Consider the following 17,939-nt stretch of genomic DNA (forward strand, 5'->3'; position numbering starts at 1 on the left):
AATTTTTAATTTCAAATATAAAAAAAACCTCTCGAAATGAGAGGTTTTTTAATAATTTATTAAGTAATGTTTACATTAATTAACATATCCTGGATTCTGAGTTAATGGATTTATATTAATTTCTGCTTGAGGAATAGGTAATGTAAATCTGTAATCTCCTAAAAGAATGTTAAGAGGACTTGTAGCATTAGAATTTGCTCCATCTGTAGCATCTCTATCTGTTCCTGTTGCACCAGCATCAGCTCCTAAACGTTTCAAGTCAATATATCTGTGACCTTCAAAAGCCAATTCTTTTCTTCTTTCTAACAAAATATCAGCAAATGCAGCAGTAGCATTAGCATAAGAAGGCGTAGGAACCGTCGCACCTATAATATAGTTACGCGCCTGTCTTACTTGCTGAATTAAGGCAGCTGCACCCGTTAAATCACCGTTTCTAACCAAACATTCCGCTTTAATAAAATAGATTTCAGAAGCACGAAACAATTTTACATCGTTAGCGGTATGTGCTCCCGTTTTACCAGGATACTTATCAATAACGATTTGTTCACCAATTCTTGTAGCTGTTGCTGGAGTAGCAGAAATAGTTGATGAACGATCTACAAACGACCATCTTCTGAAATCTTCTGCACCACCACCTAGAGGTTGCGTATAAAGATTAAATAAATTTCTACCCATATCATAAAGAACAGCACCCGTTAGATAAGATCCATTCGTGTTATATCGGCTACTAAAATTAGTTTTATTGTTAGGTCTTTCTATAGCAAATAATAATTCTCCCTGATCTGTATCAACCCACATTTTTCTGTAGGTTGGAGCCCCAGCAGATGTCCATTGGTCTATAGAATACAATGCTCTCTGCACCGAGTTAGCGAGGGTAGCTGGAGTAGGATTATTATTTATAGTTGTGGAACCTGCTGCTGGTCCTACTGGTGGAATTACTGCAGATGTAAGCGGATATGCAGCCGTAGCACCAGTTAAAGCAAATGTACATGTAGACAATGGTCTTGCACCAATCACTAAATCAGCATATGTTAATGCTTGTGCATAATCTTTTCTATACAAATACATACGTGCTCTAAAGGCACTTATAAAATTTTGATTTACATATTTATAAGAATTTGCAGCAGTAACTGGAGTGGTTCCGGCTAACGGAGTTCCCAAATTAGCTTCAGCAAAAGCTAAATCATCTTCTATAAAAGTAAACAAATCACCATTGGTAGCTCTAGGGATATCCTCGCTTATTACAGGGACTTTATCAACCAACATCACTCCAAGTGCATTATCATTGCTAAGATCTTCTGAGAAATAGACCATCAATTGAAAATGAGCAAATGCTCTCAGAGCTCTTGCTTGAGCTAATATAGAATTGTATTGTACAACATCACCAGCAGGCGGTGTAAAGAAGGTACCTCCTCTTATTACTCGATTACAATAATTAATTAAAGTATAATGATTTGCCCAAATTGCATCAGCTTCACCACTTGTGGTTAAAACGAAGAAACGCTGTGTGTCATTTACCGTTAATGCACCACCAATAGCTACTTCATCACTTAATTGAGAAGAAACTATGATATCTGTTTCAGGATTAAACCTGTCGTAAGTCTCATTTAAAAACAATTGCATATTGTCAACGTTTGTAAACAACCTTGCATCGTTTATTTCTCCTTTTTGCGTAATATCTGTTGCATCATTACATGAAAACAACAAAGCAAAAAGACTTAAAAATACTATTCTTTTTTTCATTTTATTTTTAATTAAAAATTAATATCTACACCAAAAGTATACACCTTGGGAGTTGGGAAATAACCAGTTCCGCTTGTTGTAAAAGTTTCAGGATCAAAACCTTTCCATTTCGTCCAAGTTAAGATGTTTTCACCTTGAATTCTGAAACGACACCCTTTAATAAAGGTTTGCTTCAAGAATTTAGCCGGTACATCATAACCAAAACTAATATTTCTTAAACGTATGAATGAAGCATCACGAAGGAATCTGTCAGATATATCTCCAGCATCTATATTTGTTGCAAACAATGACGGAATATTTGAGCTTGTATTTGTGGGTGTCCATGCATTAAATAAATCAGTAGAAACTGGGAAAGGATTCACATTTCTTATATCCATCAAGCCAGTGTAGTCACTGTCGAACTTGTAAAAATCTTTAGAATATACAAAAGAAGCATCTAGGAAAAACCCTTCATACGATGAATTGAAACCAAATCCGCCTTGATATCTAGGAAGATAATTTTTATTAGTAGTTCTTCTATCAGCATCTGTAGGTGCTTCTGTAGGATTATTGTTGATGTCTAAGAAAAGTAAATTACCATTTGAAGGATTAACTCCTAAATAAGGAACTGTATAATATTGATTCGCAGTTTGTCCTATTTGCTGAGCAAAATCTGTCCCAAGTCTAATAAAACCGGTACCCGTATCTAAAGTACCTAAACTAGCAATCTCATTATCGTTGAAGGCACCATTAGCAAAAACTGAAAATTTAAGCTTGGTATCTTTTAATACGTCATAACGCAAAGACAATTCATACCCTTGATTTCTTAGAGCACCTGTGTTTCCATTAATATTTCTAATACCATTAGCTGCTGAAATTGGAATAGATTGATACAAATCAGTAGTTAATTTATTATACCAATCAAATGAACCTGTAAGCCTGCCTTGAATATTAAAATCAATACCAATATTAGTCTGAGCTGTAGTTTCCCATCTCAAATCTGTATTAGCATAAGCTGAAACTCCGAATGATGTAGAGTTAGGGTATCCTTGTTGAAGACTATTCAAATCTCTTGTAGCTTGTGAGGCAAGAAAAATTGTACTTGTATTCTCATCTTCACCTCTAGCTAATACGTTCTGATTACCCGTTGTCCCGTAAGACGCTCTTAATTTTAAGTCTTTAATCCAAGATATTTTCTTAATGAAATTTTCTCTGGAGATGTTCCATCTACCAGCAACAGACCAAAAAGTTCCCCATTTGTAATCATCAACAAATCGGTAAGATGCATCGCGTCTTAAGGTACCTGCAAAACCAAATCTGGTATCATAATCGTAATCTAAAGTTCCAAAATACGAAAAAGTTCCAGCTTCAACATCACCATTTGGCAAACCAGCACCAGCCTGAGCACCTACTGTCGGAAGATATGAAATTGGCAAAGTAGTATTCCACGGAATGTATCCAGTTCCTGCTCCAGGCTCCCAAGTTAATGGATTTAAACCAATTTGTTGAAATCCGAAAGTTCTTCTGTGCGCTTTTAAATACTCTGTATAGCCTGAAATATCTACAGTATGTTTTTCAGCAAATACTCTTTTATAGTTAAGTCTGTTCACAAAATTGAACATAAATTCTCTTTGACTTCTTTGATTTTCTAAACCATGAAATGGTTGACCTGCACCTACGGCTCTAACAATAGAAAGATAGGCTTCTGGACCGATAGCAAATGTTCTCTTGTCTTCAGTATAATCAGCACCTGCAGTTACAGAATACGTTAAATCTTTAGTCAATTTATAACTCATGTTAGCCGCTAACAATGTTTTATACTCATCGAAAAAACTTGGAGCGTGTTTGGGCTGAAATAAATCTAAAAGCATGAACGGAACAATGTCTAACGACGGAGCACCATATTCATCAAATAATTGTTGGCCACTTACATAAGTAGACGGACTGTAGTATGCTGCAGAAGAAAGATATCCTTGAAGAGGATTTTGAAGAACGTTATTATTAATTCCGCCTCTTGTTTCTTGCTCTAATTGATTTCTTCTTGAATAGGTCAAACCAATATTTAAACCATAGTTAAATTTGTCATTATTGGATTTACCCGTAAAGTTACTTCTTATAGAAAATCTTTTAAAAGCAGTAGTTGGTACAATACCTTGTTGGTCAAAATACCCTACAGAAGTAAAATTAGACATGTTTTTACCTCCGGAAGAGATGCTTAAATCATGACTTTGAGTAGTTCCAATTCTGAAAAACTCATCTTTCCAATTAGTATTTGTAGTGAATGCATCAATATTATCTGGATCTACAAAAAACATAGGATCACCTGTAACATTATTAGTAGGTGCAGAACCATCAAAACCTGGACCATCACCAAATATTTGCTGCAATCTTAGATGCTGTTTGGCATTCACTAAATTATAATTATCGCCTCTAAATTCAGCAGTACCATAAGAAGAAGAATAGCTTATTGACATTGATTCATCATAACCAGCTTTTTTAGTACTTATTAATATTACACCATTTGAACCTCTATTACCATAAATAGCCGTAGCAGAAGCATCTTTTAATACGGTTACACTTTCGATATCATTAGGGTTTAAATTTCTAAAGAAAGCTTGCGTCAAAGGAATACCGTCAATAACGTATAAAGGATCAGTACTTGCATTAAGTGAACTTTCCCCTCTAATGATGACATCAATTTTGTTAGTTCCTGGCTGACCGGAACCTAAAGCAATGTTTGTACCTGCTAATTGCCCTTGTAAAGACTGAAGCACGTTAACGTTTGGTCTATTAGCGACCGTTTTTGAAGTAACGGTCTGTACTGCTCCGATTTGTCTAGGTTTTGATACCGTTCTACCATAACCTTGAACTACCACTTCATCAAGTTTTACTCCGTCTTGTAATTTTACATTTACTGTGTTTGCTGCACCAACTGTAATTGAAGTGTCAGACATTCCAACAAAAGAAATCACAAGAACTTCGCCCTGTTTTGCTTTAATTGAAAATTTACCATCAAAATCCGCTTGCGCAGAACGATTGGTACCCTTAACAACAACATTAGCACCTGGTAGCGGTCCAGACTTATCTGAAACAACACCTGTTACAGTTTTCTCTTGTGCAAACGAAAACTGCATTGATAACGCTAGCAATAGCGTAAAAATCCATTTGAACTTCGATCTCATATTAATTTTATTTGAGTTAGTTATTCTGCAAACTTCTTAATTATTTATTAATTAACCAAATATTAACACTAAATATTATTTTCAAATACTGTTAAATGTTTGTACAGGTAAATGCTACGTCTTAATAATGATACGATTATGTTTACAGAGTTGTGTCATTTTTTATATTTTTATAAAAATATTTTAAATGCTACAATTCAAATTTTCAGATTTTGACATAGAATGCGGTACTGATGAAGCGGGTCGAGGGTGTCTTGCCGGCCCAGTTACAGCAGCCGCTATTGTTTTGCCAGATGGTTTTGAAATGAAGTTGCTTAACGATTCCAAACAACTTTCTGAAAAAATAAGAGAAAAACTAAAACCTTTAATTGAAGATATAGCTGTTTCCTTTTCGGTAACGCATATTGAACCTAAAATTATCGATGAAATAAATATTTTAAATGCCTCCATAAAAGCGATGCAGGCATGTATCGTCAAACTAAATCCTTTACCTTCTTATATTATAGTTGATGGAAACCGATTTAAACCGATTAATGATATTCCCTTTTCAACAATTATAAAAGGCGATAGTAAATTTATGAGTATTGCAGCCGCATCGGTATTAGCAAAAACGTACCGAGATGACTATATGAATACAATTCACGAGGAATTTCCGATGTATAATTGGAAAAAAAATAAAGGTTACCCAACAATAGAGCACCGAGAAGCAATTCGGAAATATGGGACCACAAAATACCATCGAATGAGTTTTAGGCTATTGCCAGAACAATTGAAGTTGCCCTTTGACTGACTGTCAACCGACTGGTTGACGCTCAGGATACAAAAATTATAGCGTTCTTAAATAAAAATAGCATCGAAAAGTATTGAAAAATGTTTGGCTATTTTTTCTTTTACTTCTTGCTCATCGACCTCTTTCCCTAGCTCCACATGCATTGAAGTCACCGATTTACCTTTAATCCCACAAGGTATTATGTTGTCAAAATAACCTAAGTTCGCATTTACATTCAACGCAAATCCATGCATGGTTACCCAACGACTGGCACGAACACCCATGGCACAAATCTTTCGCGCAAATGGTGTCCCAACATCAAGCCAAACGCCTGTTTCGCCTTCGCTTCTTGTACCTATAATAGCGTATTCTGCTAGAGTTAATATGATCACTTCTTCTAGAAAACGCAAATATTTATGGATGTCGGTAAAGAAATTTTCTAAATCTAAGATTGGATAGCCGACAATTTGCCCCGGACCATGATACGTAATATCGCCACCACGATTTATCTTATAAAAAGTAGCGCCTTTAGCCTCTAACTGTTTTTCGGATAATAATAAATTGGATAAATCACCGCTTTTTCCAAGAGTATATACATGTGGATGCTCTACAAACAAAAAATAATTTGGAGTCTCAAGAAATGAATCTTCCCTCCTATTCTGAATTTTTATATCTACAATTTGTTTGAATAATTGTTCTTGATAATCCCAAGTCTTCTTAAAATCATTGTTCCCTAAATCGTGAAGTTGAATTTTTTTATTCATTTTATAATTGCAAAGCGCAAAGTTACAAAGTTTACCAATAATCTCGACGTTTGTCTTTAGCCCCGATTGCAGCGACATCCTTTTTGTTTTTAGCAATGTCCTTTGACTGTTCTCAGGGTTCTCAAAACAAAAAGATATAGCGAAAAGCGGGAATGTCGATTGCAAAAAAGCACAAACCATTCGCTTCAAACCATCAAAATCATTATCAAATATTCAAATTGAAACATTTTCAAATTATCCCTATCTTTGCGCGCTTAAACACACATAAAATGCAACTTTCAGAACAAGAAATCATTAGAAGAGAAAAACTGAACGCCCTACGCGAACTTGGTATCAACCCATATCCTGCTGATTTATTTCCAGTAAACCATACCTCAAAGCAGATTAAAGAAAATTTTGAAGAAGGCAAAAAGGTTATTGTTGCCGGTCGTTTGATGAGTGTTAGAGACCAAGGAAAAGCTTGTTTTGCTGAATTGCAAGATAGCGAAGGCAGAATGCAATTGTATTTAAACCGAGACATGCTTTGCACTGGCGAAGATAAATCGTTGTATAATCAGGTGTTTAAAAAATTAACCGATTTAGGCGATTTTATTGGAATTGAAGGTGAATTGTTTACAACTCAAGTTGGTGCCCAATGTATTCGTGTGGATCATTTTACGTTCTTGAGTAAAACTTTACGCCCGTTACCCTTGCCAAAAACGGATGAAGAAGGCAAAGTACATGATGCTTTTAATGATGCCGAATTGCGCTATCGAATGCGTTATGTAGATTTAGTGGTAAATCCTCATGTGAAAGATGTTTTTGTAAAAAGAACAAAATTGTTCACAGCGATGAGAACATTCTTTAATAAAGCGGGGTATATGGAAGTTGAAACTCCGGTATTACAAGCAATTCCAGGTGGCGCCGCTGCTCGACCGTTTATAACGCATCATAATAGTTTGGATATTCCATTATACATGCGAATTGCAAACGAATTGTATCTGAAGAGATTAATCGTTGGCGGATTTGATGGCGTATATGAATTCTCCAAAAACTTCAGAAACGAAGGAATGGATAGAACCCATAATCCCGAATTTACCGCAATGGAAATTTATGTGGCCTATAAAGACTACAACTGGATGATGGAGATGACCGAAAATCTATTGGAGTATTGTGCTAAAGAAGTAAACGGAACCACAGAAGCTACTTTTGGGGAACACAAAATAAACTTCAAAGCACCGTATGCTCGAATTACAATGACAGATGCCATCAAACAATTCACCGGTTTTGATATTTCTGGAAAAACGGAAAAAGAACTTTTTGAAGCAGCTAAATCCATGCATATTGAAGTTGATGAAACGATGGGCAAAGGAAAACTGATTGATGAAATTTTTGGCGCTAAATGTGAGGGGAATTTTATTCAACCCACTTTTATCACCGATTACCCAAAAGAAATGTCACCTTTATGTAAAGAGCATAGAAACAATCCAGAATTGACCGAACGCTTCGAATTGATGGTTTGTGGTAAAGAAATTGCGAATGCTTATTCAGAATTGAATGACCCAATAGATCAAAGAGAACGATTTGAAGTACAAATGGCTTTGGCAGAAAAAGGTGATGATGAAGCCAATGGCATTATTGATGAAGATTTCTTAAGAGCATTAGAATATGGAATGCCTCCAACTTCTGGATTAGGAATTGGAATGGATAGATTAATTATGTTTTTAACAAACAATCCATCAATTCAAGAGGTGTTATTTTTCCCGCAAATGAGACCGGAGAAAAAGCAGTTGGAATTGACTGATGATGAAAAAGTAATTATCGGTTTGCTGAAAATTGAAAACAATCAACCTTTATCACAATTAAAGGATAAATCAACTTTAAGCGGTAAAAAATGGGATGCTGCAATGAAAGGTCTATCGAAACATGGATTAACTAAAGTTATGGTTGATGGCGAAAATAAAACGGTTATTTTAAATTGATACAATTCATTAGGAATTAAAATTTAGTTTTGAATTAAACCATTCTACTATACGATTGTCCAAACGGCAATTAATTTAAATATAGAAATTATGAAAAAATTATTTTTAGTTGCATTGTTAGTTGTTGGAATAACAGTTTTTGCACAAGAAAAACAAGGAAGAAGAGCAGGAAAAGAAAGTTTAACTTCGGAAGAAAAGGTAGATATTCAAGTAAAAAGAATGACCAAAGAGTTGAATCTTAATGAAAAGCAAGCTACTGAAGTTCGAGTTTTAGTTACTAAACAAACTCAAAAAAGAGAAGATCTTAAAGCGGAACTAAAAGCCGACAAAGAAAGACAAAGAACAGAAATGAGAGCGAATTTAGAAAAAGAGCAAGCGGCTATAAGTACAGAGTATAAAAAAATATTAACTCCAGATCAATATGTCAAATGGGAGAAAAACCTTGAAGAGAAAAAAGAAAAGATGAAACAAAGAATGATGGAGCGGAGAGAAAATAAAGATTTAAAATAAATTACTGAAACTTAACACGAATAAATTTTGAGTTTTCATCAAAATAATTTAGTTTTGAAAATAATATTCTATTAAATCTTTAAAAAATGAAAAAATTAATTGCTGCTTTAACACTACTACTTGTATTTTCTATTAATGCCAACGCTCAAGATAAAAGTGGTTATGTGGGTTTAAATTCTACTGAAAAAGGCATTAAACAAGCCGCCGAATTATCTGAATATCTTGGTTTAGACAAAACAATGAATGAAAATTTCGCAAAACTGTTTGAACAAAAATTCACTATTCTTGAAGACAAAAATTTAGAACAAGAAAGAAGAACAGAATTATCTAGAGTTATTGAAGCAAAAATCAGAGGTACTTTGGATGGAAATCAAATGGAAAAATTAGAGAAAAATCCTGAGTTATTAAAAAAATTAATAAACTAGGTTTTTTTTATAAACAAAAAAGTCCTGATTAAATCGGGACTTTTTTGTTTATAGTATTTTAGAAACTTTATGAATAGCATTGATTGTAAAGTCGAGATCTTCATATGTCAAAGCATCGGTAATAAACCACGTTTCATAAGCGGATGGCGCAATATATACTCCTTCATTTAACAAGCCGTGAAAGAACTTTTTAAACGTTTCATTATCTCCGTTTTTTGCTGTATTAAAATCAACTACAGGACTGGCGTCAAAATGAACAGAAATCATCGAACCTACGCTGTTAATGGTAAAAACAATATTATTATCGGTTAAAACCTTGTGGATTCCCTGGTGCAAATAGTTCGTTTTTCCTTCCAATCGTTTAAAAACCTCTGCATCCTTATTTAAAGCTTCTAACATCGCATAACCCGCTGCCATTGCTAATGGATTGCCAGACAAGGTTCCCGCCTGATATACTGGCCCAAGTGGTGATAAATAATTCATGATTTCATGTCGTGCGGCAAAAGCCCCAACAGGCAAACCACCTCCTATAACTTTACCAAAACAAACAATATCCGCTTTTACATCATATAATTCCTGAACTCCACCTTTTGCTAAACGAAATCCGGTCATCACTTCATCAAAAATCAATAATGAATTGTATTCGTCACAAACCTGTCTTAGTGATTGTAAAAAACCCTCTTTTGGAGGCACGCAACCCATATTCCCTGCTACTGGTTCAATAATAATAGCAGCAATTTCATTTCTATTTGCTTCAAATAGTGCTTTTACACTTTCTAAATCATTATAAGCAGCAAGAAGTGTATCTTTAGCTGTTCCTTGGGTAACACCTGGGGAATTTGGTGTGCCAAAAGTACTGGCGCCACTACCCGCTTGAATTAAGAATGAATCGGAATGACCATGATAACACCCTGCAAATTTTATTATTTTATCTCTTTTAGTATAACCTCTAGCCAAACGAATGGCACTCATACACGCTTCAGTTCCCGAATTTACAAAACGAATCTTATCAATATTCGGAACCATTGAAACCGCTAGTTTAGCAATTTTTGTTTCTAACTCAGTTGGCATACCAAATGAAGTTCCTTTTTTTGCCTTTTCAATAATTGCATCAACAACAGGTTGAAAAGCGTGACCTAAAATCATGGGGCCCCAAGAATTAATGTAATCTATAAATCGATTGTCATCTTCATCATATAGATAGGCTCCTTTAGCACTTTTGGCAAAAATAGGAGTGCCTCCAACTCCTTTAAACGCACGAACTGGAGAGTTTACTCCACCAGGAATTACTTTTTCGGCCTCAGCAAAAAGCTGACTGCTTCTTTGATATATCATAAACTAATTGTAATATTTATTTTTGAATTATTTGACAATAATGCTTTGTCCTAGAGAAAGGGTATTGTCGACTAAATTATTTTTTCTCTTCAATTCATCGATTGAAATATTAAATTTCTTAGAAATGGAATACAATGAATCGCCTTTAACAACCGTATATTTTTGAATATTATCTTCATAAGTAATTGGCTTACTTATTATTGTTGTTATTGGTACAAATTCCTTTCCTAAAACTTCAGCATCAAATTTGCTTAACTGATATTTTTCAATCAAACCAATAAGTTTATCAGGATATTGTTTGTCTGTTGCATAACCCGCAGCCTTCAATCCATAAGCCCAACTTCGGTAATCATCCTTTTGAAATTCGAATAACTCCGCATATCTTGGTCTGCTAGTTAAAAAATAAGAGTGGTCTTTAAACGATTGACTTGGATCATCATATTTTCTGAAACATTCATTTTCTTCATCATCTGTATATTTAATACTTGAACCTGTCCATTCTTTATGGCATTTAATTCCAAAATGATTGTTCGCCTGAACGCTCAAAGGACCTGTTCCCGCACCCGATTCTAAAATAGCTTGACCTAGCGTAATACTGGCTGGAATTCCGGTTCTAGTCATGTTTTCTTTAGCTACACTTTTATATTTATCTATATATGCTAAAACCATTTGAGTGGTTACTTTTACCCTTGTAGTTGCTTCTAAGACTTCAGTTGCGTTAGAAAAAGTTTTAACTGTAGGCGAGTCTTTTTGAGTATTCGCTATCGGGTTATCCTTAGTTGCAGGTCTGTAAATTGGCTTACGAACCCTTTGAACAACTTGACTTTCTGTTTTTCTTGGATCCGGTTTTGTTGTTTTAACAACGGCATGGTTTGCGTTACATGACGCCACAAAAACTACAAGTATAATTAAGATGAATTTTTTAATCATTGCTATTTATTTCTAATTGATTTTTTTGTTTTAAAAATTTATTCATTCCAGCAACTCCCTGTAAACCACCTGTGTGAATCATTAGAATTTTTGAATTATCGGCAAAATAATTTTTATTAATCAAATCGAAAACGCCAAAAACCATTTTACCCGTATATATTGGATCTAATGGAATTGTATACTTCTGATAAAACTCATTAATGAATTTTATCAATTCTTCAGAAACTTTACCATAACCTTCAAAATGATATGCTGTAATTAATTCCCAATTGGATTTCGTTACAAATCTACGAATATCTTCTCTTAAAAAATCACCCTTTAACGAAGGGAAACCTAAAACTTGTTGACTACTTTTTGAACAATTTATTATGCCTGAAATTGTACCTCCTGTTCCTACAGCACAGCATATATAATCAAACTTTTCATCTTTTGAAGTTAGAATTTCTTCACATCCTTTAACAGCCAAATTGTTGGTTCCACCTTCTGGAATAATATAAACATCACCAAATTTTTGTTTAATACGTTCCTTAAAATTTAGGCTTTCCTTTTCGCGATAACTTTCCCTTGTTACGAACTCAAAATCCATTCCGAAATCTTGTGCTCTTTTTAAAGTAGGATTATCATTGACTTTGTCTACTAACTCTTCTCCACGAATAATTCCAATCGTTTTAAACCCATTTGAATTTCCCGCTGCTGCAACAGCCAAAATATGATTGGAAAAAGCACCTCCAAAAGTCAGTAAGGTATTTTTGTTTTCTTTTTTTGCTTGAACCAAATTGTATTTTAGTTTTCTGAACTTATTTCCAGAAATATAGGGGTGCAATAAATCCTCTCGCTTTATATAGAGCGCGATGGTACTATTTTCAATATTAATTTTTTGATTACCGCTTTCCGAAAAATCCATTTTTCAAAAGTAGTTTATGAAAATCATTTCGCATAAAAAAAGCGATTATAAATCGCTTTTAAAGTTTTTATTTTGAAGAAACTATGATTTTTTGACTAAAACTTTGTCCGTTACCAGATTGTATCTTGACTAAATAAACCGCTTCACTTAATGAGGCTGTAGAAAATTCATAGCTGTCTTTTACATCTAATTTTGTTTTATTAAATAATAATTTTCCAGTTATATCATAAAGTGTAACGGATTTTATTTCCATCATAGTTGGATTAGAAATTACTAGTTGCTGACTTGCATTATTTTGAACAACAATTATATTTTCTTTAATTGGATTTGAAATAGATAGCGCTTCATTTTTAAAAGTAATTTCAAAGCGATTATTATATATTCCTGTTGGAAGTGAAACTTCATAATCACCTTGTATCAAATTATGGTAGGAACCATCAAAAGCATCAAACAAATAAACTTCTTGATCTTCATTAAAATTGACAACCTGAACTAAACTAAATTTAAAAGTTGAATTTCCCGAAACATTTACACCAAGTGGAATTCTTTTTTCTACATCAAAATTAACTCCTTCGATAACATATTTTTCACTGTCTAGAAAGAAATACACATCATTAGTCAAATCACTATCTGGACTCATAGCATCTATACCTCTATCCACTCCGTCTGTAGCATTTGGCAAAAATGCTAATGCCAATTGTCTTGTATTTGCATTATTAATTATGGTGTTCAATCTAATATGAGAAGTAGAATTTATTCCAGTGGGTTGATCTTCATTTAAAACATTTGATACTCTTTCAAATTGTGAAAGTGTGCCAACTTCTTTATAATAGTCTCTATGTGCGTTTCTAAGAGTTACCGAAACTGGTGATCCTGTAGCTCTCCCTTTTATCATAAACCCTTGACCTATAGGAGCATATTTTCTTTCTATAACAAGACCAGATGATGACCCTGTAACATTTATAGTTCCGTCTATATTATAACTACTAAAAAAAGCAGGAACATAAATCCCATTTGATAATAATCCTAAAGGTGAATACGTTCCATAACCTCCTCTGTAGGCAAGTAAAAGATGGGAATTCACCGTTTTATCTTGTTCCCAATAATAGGCATTACCTGTACAATCTGTATTTGTAGGGTCTAACAAAAAGGCGTTTACATGCAATGCCGATGGATATGGATTACCCGTTAAGGTAAAATTATCAGCAGCAACACCTACTGTAATAGTTCCGTCATTCGGTTTTCCTCTAAAATCATAGCGTTGAGCACTTCCTGGATTATTTGTAGTTGTCTCGCCTACATTAGTAGCGTCGGTGCCACTCGTGCCTTTCATAGTAAATCCTTGACCTGCTTGAATATCTGTAGCAGCTGCTGACTGAACCCAATTACTATAATTTGCTTGTGCCAAAAATCTAAATATCCAATAGGATGCTATTGTTAAAGCTCCAGCTCCCGATGATCCTTCGTACGTTGCACTTGAAATGGTTGCAGGTGTACTTGCAATGTTTGTAGTTGGTACGTTTAACATGGTAATACCAAAATCTTCATTCCCTATTGTTGCAGAGGCATTTCCAACAGGTGAACACCAATAATTGTAGGCATAATTATTAACAGTCCCTTCTTGAAAAACTGACAACTTGCCTACCCCCGTATTTGAAGAAGTACCAGTTGTTCCTTGCACAAATTGACCTTCATTTCTGAGGTAAAAATTACTGTTGGCTCCATTAAGCTCTAGATTTCCTTTAGCATAAACGACAGTTCCTTTATTATACACATAGCTATTATTGCTTACATAAAGTTGACCAAAAAGCGAGTTTAAAGAAAATAGAGCGCAAAAAATAAATAGAGTAGACTTCATAAAACATTCTTTTAATTTTCAAAAATACAATTTTTTTTTATATCTGACTCATTTTCAATGCAACAAAGGAGCAAATTTATCGAAGATACACCACAAAGTTTGTAGTAAGATGGTACAAAAATTTATTGCAATAAACCCAAAAATGATAAAGAAGCTTCTGTAACCGAAAAATTAGCTCGACCAATAGAAATATAATAAACCTTGGTGGTGCAATTATTTAAAACGATTCTCGATACGATTTAATTCCCGATCCCGAAGTCTCGGGACGAGAGAAAATCAAACTGACAAAAAATTATCCTCAAAAACGAATTACACCCAGCGAGTAAAAATAATCTAAACATAATGTAAAAAATTCCAAAAAGACCTCGACTTTAAATAGTTTGGGTCGTTTTCATTCTCATAAGCTTCTTGCTCAAAAGAAATATTTCGATATGCCATTTTCCTATCTTTATAATGTACAAATCGAATCATAAACTCCAAAAAATACCAAACATAAAAAGGCAAAATCAACAACTCCAGCTGTTGTCTCAAATGTATATTTTCATGATTCATAAAAACTTGATTCAGTTTGTCCTCTTTATTCAAAATAAAAACAAACGGAAAAAACGTCAATCCTCGAAATCCGCGCGGTGTTAAATATTTAAAAACAATCACTATCATATCGGGCAAAGTTGCTAATTTTACGGTTATGAATGAAGCATTAGACCCAAATAATTTAAAAGAAGGCGAAGATTATTATATTACTCCCGAAGGCTACCGCTGTTTTACAGAGAAATATCATTTAAAACGCGGGTATTGTTGCAAAAGTGGCTGCCGCCATTGCCCCTACGGATTTGATAAAAAAACAGGAACGCTAAAAAAATAGTGGGGCGTTACCACAAGGGTCGGGCTTTCCGTTGCAATCTTTTCGATGATTTGCCTTCTAACGAAGACCAATCCTCAAAAAGGATTTACACTGCAATCCCTAACGCAAAAACAAAAAACTCAGTACCTTAGCAACTCAAATAATTAGCATCTCAAAACATGACATTTCAAGAACAAATAGCACAAGGAATTCCATCCGTTCTCCCAAATCCAAAACCGTATGAAGCAGAAATCAACCATGCTCCAAAACGAAAAGAAATTCTATCGGAGGAAGAAAAAAAGTTAGCCCTAAAAAATGCATTGCGTTATTTTGAACCTCATCATCATACAACTCTTTTGTCAGAATTCAAAGAAGAATTAGAACAATACGGACGGATCTATATGTATCGTTTTCGCCCCGATTATAAGATGTATGCCCGACCCATTTCCGAATATCCAGGAAAGTGCGAACAGGCCAAAGCCATCATGCTCATGATTCAAAATAACTTGGATTATGCGGTGGCGCAACATCCACACGAATTGATTACCTATGGCGGTAATGGCGCTGTATTTCAAAACTGGGCACAATACCGATTAACCATGAAATATCTAGCCGAAATGACCGACGAGCAAACCTTAGCCATGTATTCGGGTCATCCTATGGGATTATTTCCATCACACGCAGCAGCGCCAAGAGTAGTGATTACCAACGGAATGGTTATCCCCAATTATTCCAAACCCGACGATTGGGAAAAAATGAATGCCTTAGGTGTCTCCCAATACGGCCAAATGACCGCAGGAAGTTATATGTATATTGGTCCACAAGGTATCGTTCACGGAACCACCATCACGGTACTCAACGGATTTAGAAAAATAAAAAAATCTCCACGAGGCGGTTTATTCGTTACTTCTGGTTTAGGCGGAATGAGTGGCGCACAACCGAAAGCCGGAAATATTGCAGGGTGTATAACCGTTTGCGCTGAAGTTAATCCGAAAATTACACATATTCGTCACTCACAAGGTTGGATTAATGAAGTAATTGAAAACATTGACCAACTAGTTCCAAGAGTTAAAAAAGCATTAGAAAACAATGAAGTGGTCTCTATAGCTTATCTAGGAAATGTAGTGGATGTTTGGGAACGTTTCGACGAAGAAAATGTGCATATCGATTTGGGTTCCGATCAAACTTCATTACACAATCCGTGGGCTGGCGGTTATTATCCAATGGGATTTACTTTTGAAGAGTCAAATGATTTAATGGCGAACAATCCGGATAAATTCAAAGAAGAAGTTCAAAAAACACTGCGTCGTCATGCGGCAGCCATCAACAAACATACCGAAAAAGGAACGTATTTCTTCGATTATGGAAATGCCTTTTTACTCGAAGCTTCTCGTGCTGGAGCCGATGTTTTTGCTGAAAATCATATCGATTTCAAATACAACAGTTACGTTCAAGACATTATGGGACCCATGTGTTTCGATTACGGTTTTGGGCCATTCCGTTGGGTTTGTGCCTCTGGAAAACCAGAAGATTTAGCAAAAACTGATGCCATCGCCTGCGAAGTTCTTGAAGAAATGATGAAAAATTCTCCATCCGAAATCCAGCAACAAATGGCCGATAACATTCAGTGGATTAAAGGCGCACAAGAAAATAAATTAGTGGTTGGTTCACAAGCTAGAATTTTGTATGCCGATTCCGAAGGTAGAATAAAAATAGCTGAAGCTTTCAACCAAGCCATTGCACGTGGTGAAATTGGCTACGTCATTTTAGGTCGTGATCATCACGATGTTTCGGGAACTGATTCGCCTTACAGAGAAACCTCAAATATTTATGACGGTTCTCGTTTTACTGCCGACATGGCCATACAAAATGTCATAGGTGATAGCTTCCGTGGTGCCACTTGGGTTTCGATACACAATGGCGGTGGCGTGGGTTGGGGCGAAGTAATTAATGGCGGATTTGGTATGGTTCTTGATGGTTCTACAGCAGCGTCAAAACACTTAGAATCAATGCTTTTCTGGGATGTGAACAACGGAATTTCTAGAAGAAGTTGGGCACGAAACGAAGGCGCTATTTTTGCTATAAAAAGAGCAATGGAGACGCAACCTTTATTGAAAGTAACCATCCCTACTATAGTTGATGATGCTTTATTGTAACCAATAATTATAACCATGAAAAAGTTTGTATTTTTTTCGTTTTTCGTAGTGCTACTTTGCTCTTGTAGTGCTGTAAAAGTTTACTCAGATTATGATAAAAAAGTAGATTTTACTTCCTATAAAACCTTTGCTTTTTACAAAGCTGGAATTGACAAAGTTGAAATTTCAGATTTAGACAAAAAAAGAATTTTAAATTCAATTGATGATGCTTTATCCGCAAAAGGTTTCGCTAAAAGTGAAACACCCGATTTACTGATTAACTTTTTTACCAAAGAAAGAGAGCAAGTCGATGTAAACCAATTCAATATGGGTTGGGGATATGGCTGGGGTTGGGGTTGGGATCCATGGATGTGGGGAGGAAATACTTCTGTTACAAGATATGTTGAAGGAACCTTATACATTGACATCATCGATGCCAAGAAGAAAGAATTAATTTGGCAAGGTGAAGGAATAGGTGTTTTAACTAAGGACACAAATAAAAAAGATGCACTTATTAAAGAGTTTGTTACCAAAATTTTGGCGCAATATCCACCGCAGAAGAAGTAATCAGTCTCCCTGTCGGCAGACAAGTGTTCAGTA

The 17,939-nt window shown here is 35.0% G+C and carries 14 protein-coding genes; 7 read left to right on the top strand and 7 right to left on the bottom strand.

Going from position 1 to position 17,939, the window contains the following annotated elements:
• Nucleotides 1–75 precede the first annotated feature (75 nt).
• Both ACIQ2L_RS00070 and ACIQ2L_RS00075 read right to left on the bottom strand, forming a co-directional pair.
• Nucleotides 76–1,743, bottom strand: a complete 1,668-nt coding sequence (locus tag ACIQ2L_RS00070) for a RagB/SusD family nutrient uptake outer membrane protein (RefSeq protein ID WP_396155231.1) — start codon at nt 1,741–1,743, stop codon at nt 76–78.
• 11 nt (nt 1,744–1,754) lie between these two features.
• Nucleotides 1,755–4,904 (bottom strand): SusC/RagA family TonB-linked outer membrane protein, encoded by a 3,150-nt coding sequence (locus ACIQ2L_RS00075; RefSeq protein WP_396155232.1) that lies wholly within the window; start codon nt 4,902–4,904, stop codon nt 1,755–1,757.
• Nucleotides 4,905–5,091: 187 nt separating this feature from the next.
• Between ACIQ2L_RS00075 and ACIQ2L_RS00080 the strand changes: the two genes are divergently transcribed.
• Nucleotides 5,092–5,694, top strand: coding sequence for a ribonuclease HII (locus ACIQ2L_RS00080; RefSeq protein ID WP_396155234.1), 603 nt, complete (start codon nt 5,092–5,094; stop codon nt 5,692–5,694).
• A gap of 47 nt (nt 5,695–5,741) precedes the next feature.
• Here the strand turns inward: ACIQ2L_RS00080 and lipB are convergent, their stop codons facing one another.
• Nucleotides 5,742–6,437 (bottom strand): lipoyl(octanoyl) transferase LipB, encoded by a 696-nt coding sequence (gene lipB, locus ACIQ2L_RS00085; protein WP_396155236.1) that lies wholly within the window; start codon nt 6,435–6,437, stop codon nt 5,742–5,744.
• A gap of 269 nt (nt 6,438–6,706) precedes the next feature.
• Here lipB and lysS point away from each other — a divergent pair, with 269 nt between their 5' ends.
• The 3 genes from lysS (at nt 6,707) to ACIQ2L_RS00100 (ending at nt 9,333) form a co-directional block, all read left to right on the top strand.
• Nucleotides 6,707–8,398: a lysine--tRNA ligase gene (gene lysS / locus ACIQ2L_RS00090; protein ID WP_396155238.1), complete on the top strand. Its 1,692-nt coding sequence runs from the start codon at nt 6,707–6,709 to the stop codon at nt 8,396–8,398.
• 90 nt (nt 8,399–8,488) lie between these two features.
• Complete coding sequence (locus ACIQ2L_RS00095) at nt 8,489–8,908, top strand: hypothetical protein (protein ID WP_396155239.1); 420 nt, start codon at nt 8,489–8,491, stop codon at nt 8,906–8,908.
• An 86-nt stretch (nt 8,909–8,994) separates the two neighbouring features.
• Nucleotides 8,995–9,333, top strand: coding sequence for a hypothetical protein (locus ACIQ2L_RS00100; RefSeq protein ID WP_396155241.1), 339 nt, complete (start codon nt 8,995–8,997; stop codon nt 9,331–9,333).
• A 48-nt stretch (nt 9,334–9,381) separates the two neighbouring features.
• On the opposite strand, the gene hemL is transcribed toward ACIQ2L_RS00100, so the two are convergent.
• The 4 genes from hemL to ACIQ2L_RS00120 form a co-directional block, all read right to left on the bottom strand.
• Nucleotides 9,382–10,668 (bottom strand): glutamate-1-semialdehyde 2,1-aminomutase, encoded by a 1,287-nt coding sequence (hemL, locus tag ACIQ2L_RS00105; protein WP_396155244.1) that lies wholly within the window; start codon nt 10,666–10,668, stop codon nt 9,382–9,384.
• 27 nt (nt 10,669–10,695) lie between these two features.
• Nucleotides 10,696–11,598 (bottom strand): glucosaminidase domain-containing protein, encoded by a 903-nt coding sequence (locus tag ACIQ2L_RS00110; protein WP_396155246.1) that lies wholly within the window; start codon nt 11,596–11,598, stop codon nt 10,696–10,698.
• On the bottom strand, nt 11,591–12,502 hold the full coding sequence (locus ACIQ2L_RS00115; RefSeq protein WP_396155248.1) for a 1-aminocyclopropane-1-carboxylate deaminase/D-cysteine desulfhydrase: 912 nt from the start codon (nt 12,500–12,502) through the stop codon (nt 11,591–11,593). The genes ACIQ2L_RS00110 and ACIQ2L_RS00115 overlap by 8 nt, the downstream gene beginning before the upstream one ends.
• Before the next feature lie 67 nt (nt 12,503–12,569).
• A complete protein-coding gene (locus ACIQ2L_RS00120) occupies nt 12,570–14,360 on the bottom strand; it encodes a T9SS type A sorting domain-containing protein (protein ID WP_396155250.1) in 1,791 nt (596 codons plus the stop codon).
• A gap of 688 nt (nt 14,361–15,048) precedes the next feature.
• Here ACIQ2L_RS00120 and ACIQ2L_RS00125 point away from each other — a divergent pair.
• The 3 genes from ACIQ2L_RS00125 (at nt 15,049) to ACIQ2L_RS00135 (ending at nt 17,906) form a co-directional block, all read left to right on the top strand.
• Nucleotides 15,049–15,225 (top strand): DUF5522 domain-containing protein, encoded by a 177-nt coding sequence (locus ACIQ2L_RS00125; RefSeq protein WP_396155252.1) that lies wholly within the window; start codon nt 15,049–15,051, stop codon nt 15,223–15,225.
• 158 nt (nt 15,226–15,383) lie between these two features.
• On the top strand, nt 15,384–17,360 hold the full coding sequence (locus ACIQ2L_RS00130; RefSeq protein WP_396155253.1) for a urocanate hydratase: 1,977 nt from the start codon (nt 15,384–15,386) through the stop codon (nt 17,358–17,360).
• Nucleotides 17,361–17,375: 15 nt separating this feature from the next.
• A complete protein-coding gene (locus ACIQ2L_RS00135; RefSeq protein ID WP_396155255.1) occupies nt 17,376–17,906 on the top strand; it encodes a DUF4136 domain-containing protein in 531 nt (176 codons plus the stop codon).
• Nucleotides 17,907–17,939 lie beyond the last annotated feature (33 nt).

The sequence above is a fragment of the Flavobacterium sp. genome (assembly GCF_044369455.1).
Taxonomy (GTDB): domain Bacteria; phylum Bacteroidota; class Bacteroidia; order Flavobacteriales; family Flavobacteriaceae; genus Flavobacterium.